Origin of the sequence: Bradyrhizobium genomosp. I (2014) (assembly GCF_000261685.1) — a bacterium.
Taxonomy (GTDB): domain Bacteria; phylum Pseudomonadota; class Alphaproteobacteria; order Rhizobiales; family Xanthobacteraceae; genus Bradyrhizobium.
On the sequence record NZ_AJQE01000458.1, the window covers coordinates 1 to 3,317 of the forward strand.

Here is a 3,317-nt window from a genome sequence, read left to right on the forward strand (position 1 = left end):
GACTCAGTAAGACTAACCCACCCTACGTAGCAACGCTACAACCTCTTCAAAAACACGAACTCCGTGTCGTCATAGGCGCGCCGCTCCAGCTCCTCGAAACCCTCCGGCGTCACGAACTGCGCGGCCTTGGCCTCCTCCACCACAAGCAGCGCACCCGACGTCAGCCAGCCGCCGTCGCGCAAGCTCGCGAGCGCCTTCTCCGCAAATCCCTTGCCATAAGGCGGGTCGAGGAACACCAGCGAAAATGGCTCGACGGGATGCGCAGGACCGAGATCGGTGGCATCGCGGCGATAGACCTTGGTGACGCCGCCGAGGCCGAGCGACTCGACATTGTTACGGAGCAGCGCGCGCGCCTCCGCGCCATTGTCCACGAACAGCGTGAACTTGGCGCCGCGCGAGGCCGCCTCGATGCCGAGCGCCCCGGTGCCGGCGAAGAGATCGAGCACGCGCGCGTCCTCGATCGGATCGCCATAGGCGTGCACGAGGATGTTGAACACGGACTCACGCAGGCGATCCGCCGTGGGGCGGATGTCGCGCGAGGACGGTGAGGCCAGATTGCGCCCCTTCAATCGACCACCGACGACGCGCATTACGTTGCCCGTCCTGTGGCCACACGAATGGTGAGCTCCCCTCCCCCTTGCGGGGAGGGGTTGGGGAAGGGGGTGCCGCAAACGCAGACCTCTCGTGGGGTACCCCCCTCCCTAACCCTCCCCCGCAAGGGGGGAGGGAACGCGAGAGAGCCGAGTGATGCGACGCACTCCACCTCAATCATCCCGCGGCGTCAGGTCGCGCTTGCCGTGATAGCCGCGCTTGGGACGGCGCGGCGGGCCGTATCCGTTCGCTTCCATCTCGTTGCGCTCGCGCGCCTCCTCGCTGCCGGTGCGCTGCACCAGCACGCGGCGGCCCTTGCGGTCGTTGATCACGGCGCGCTTGCTGGCGGGCTTGTTCTCGCTCGGTGCGTCGTCGACGCGCGAAGAGGATTTCGAGGGCACGTCGAACTGCGCACCCGACTTCTCGATGACCTTGTCGCCGAGCTGCTCGCGCAGCACGCGCGAGCGGATCTCCTCGACCTGGCCCTCGGGAATCTCGCCGAGCTGGAACGGGCCGTAGGAGACCCGGATCAGCCGGTTCACCTCGAGCCCGAGATGGGCGCAGACATTGCGCACTTCGCGGTTCTTGCCTTCGCGGATTGCGAACACCAGCCAGACATTGGCCCCCTGGTCGCGCTCGAGCGTCGCCTCGATCGGACCGTATTTGACCCCCTCGACCTCGATGCCGTTCTTGAGCTCGTCGAGCTGCGCCTGGGTGACGTCGCCATGGGCGCGGACGCGATAGCGGCGCAGCCAGCCGGTGTCGGGCAGTTCGAGCGTACGCGCGAGCCCGCCGTCATTGGTGAGCAAGAGCAGGCCCTCGGTGTTGAAGTCGAGCCGGCCGACGCTGATCAGGCGCGGCAAGCCTTCCGGGAGATTGTCGAACACGGTCGGACGCCCCTCGGGGTCGTCATGCGTCGTCATCAGCCCGCGCGGCTTGTGATAAAGGAACAGCCGCGTGCGCTCGCGCTCGGGCAACGGCTTGCCGTCGACCATGACGACGTCGTTCTTCGTGATGTCGAGCGCCGGCGAATTGATGACACGGCCATTGACGGTGACGCGCCCCTGCGTGACCATCTCCTCGGCATCGCGGCGCGAGGCAAGGCCCGCACGGGCCAGCGCTTTGGCGATGCGCTCGCCGGCCTTCTTCGGCTTCGGCGGCTCTTCGCGCCGCGGACGGCGGTCGAAATCACGATCGCGCTCGCGATAGGCGCCGCGGCCGCCGAAGGCGGGGCGTTTCTCGAAAATCCTGCTGTCGTCCTCGTTGTCGCGGCGCGGTCGATCGCGGAAGCGGCCTTCGTTGCGCGGATGCTCCTGCCAGTCCATCCGGCCTTCCGGACGCTTCTCGCGCGAACGATTGAAGCGCGGACGATCGTCGCCGGAACGCTCCTCGCGCGGGCGCGAGAAACGCGGACGGTCATCGCCGCCTTCGTCACGACGCCGCGAGAAGCGGGGACGATCTTCGCCGCGGCCACCGTCGCGGCGGTCGTCGCGCTGACGCCAGGGCTTCTCGTCGCTGCGGTCGCGGCCGCCGAAATCCTTGTCGAAGGACTTGCGCGGGCGGTCGCCGCGATCCCCACGGTCGCGATCCGGTCCGCCCCGCGAAAACTTGCGTTCGCCGTCGAACTTGCGCTCGGGGCGATCGCCACGCGATGCGTAAGGGCGCCTGTCGCCGAACTTCTTGTCGCCGAACCGGCCGGCGGGGCGGGATTCGTCGCGGTCCCGGCTGCGCGGCGGACGCTCGTCGCGGCCATAGGACGGGCGATCACCGCGCGGCTTGAAGGAGCGCTTCTCGCCATCGCGCGATCCACGAGCGGAAGACGGCCGGTCGCCCCGCGGCCTGAAGCTGCGCTCGCCGCGGCCTTCACCGCTGCGATCGTCGCGCTTGAAGCGCGGGCGGTCAGAAAAATCCCGGCGCGGGGCATCACTCTCCTCGCGGCGGCGGAACGGACGGCTATCGCGATCGCCACGGGACGGGCGGCTGTCGCGGTCGCCCTTGCCTTCGAAGCCGCGCTTGGCGAATTTCTTCTCCGGGCCACGCGGCTTGCCGCTACGGCCTTTGGCCGGGCCTCGCCGGCCGCGGGAATCGTTGTCTTTGTCGCTGTCGCGAGGCATGAATGATCTCACTTAGGGGTGGCGCGATGAGCATTGCGCGCGCTCGCTGCGAGCCGCATGCTCAGGCAAAATCGGTATCCACTCTTGCTGAAGGCGGAGCTAGTAGCAGGTTTCTGGCGATGATACGAGGCATGAAAGCCCCTTCTTTCATGGATTTGGCGCTTCTGACGGCCGAAAATGCCGGAAAATCGGGCGAAGTTCCGATTGGATGCGTGGTGGTCCGCAACGACGAGGTCATCGCCGCCGCCGCCAACCGGACCCTGACCGACCATGATCCGACCGCCCATGCCGAGATCATCGCGCTGCGCGAGGCCGCCGCGAAGATCGGCAGCGAGCGCCTCGTCGACTGCGACCTCTACGTGACGCTGGAGCCCTGCACCATGTGTGCGGGCGCGATCTCGTTTGCAAGGGTCAGGCGGCTCTATTACGGCGCGGCCGACCCCAAGGGCGGCGCGGTGGAATCAGGCGTGCGCTTCTTTGCCTCGCCGACCTGCCATCACGCGCCGGACATCTACTCCGGCGTCGGCGAGAGCGAGGCGGCGCGGCTGCTCAGGGAGTTCTTTCGCGCGCGGCGGTAGGTGCCCCCCGTCATTGCGAGGAGCGAAGCGACGA

Annotated in this window: 3 protein-coding genes; 1 reads left to right on the forward strand and 2 read right to left on the reverse strand. The window is 67.8% G+C overall.

The window, feature by feature from the left end; translation table 11 throughout:
- Positions 1-35 precede the first annotated feature (35 nt).
- Both rsmD and IC50_RS37885 read right to left on the reverse strand, forming a co-directional pair.
- Positions 36-590: a 16S rRNA (guanine(966)-N(2))-methyltransferase RsmD gene (rsmD, locus tag IC50_RS37880; protein WP_035716742.1), complete on the reverse strand. Its 555-nt coding sequence runs from the start codon at positions 588-590 to the stop codon at positions 36-38.
- A gap of 174 nt (positions 591-764) precedes the next feature.
- Positions 765-2,705, reverse strand: coding sequence for a pseudouridine synthase (locus IC50_RS37885; protein WP_035716743.1), 1,941 nt, complete (start codon positions 2,703-2,705; stop codon positions 765-767).
- Between the two features lie 119 nt (positions 2,706-2,824).
- On the opposite strand from IC50_RS37885, the gene IC50_RS37890 reads away from it, so the two are divergent.
- Positions 2,825-3,283: a nucleoside deaminase gene (locus IC50_RS37890; protein WP_035716745.1), complete on the forward strand. Its 459-nt coding sequence runs from the start codon at positions 2,825-2,827 to the stop codon at positions 3,281-3,283.
- Positions 3,284-3,317: the final 34 nt, after the last annotated feature.

What these genes read in the sequence shown, in the direction of transcription:
- rsmD (WP_035716742.1), bottom strand. Translation starts at nt 590, where the DNA reads ATGCGCGTCGTCGGTGGTCGATTGAAGGGGCGCAATCTGGCCTCACCG.
- IC50_RS37885 (WP_035716743.1), bottom strand. Translation starts at nt 2,705, where the DNA reads ATGCCTCGCGACAGCGACAAAGACAACGATTCCCGCGGCCGGCGAGGC.
- IC50_RS37890 (WP_035716745.1), top strand. Translation starts at nt 2,825, where the DNA reads ATGATACGAGGCATGAAAGCCCCTTCTTTCATGGATTTGGCGCTTCTG.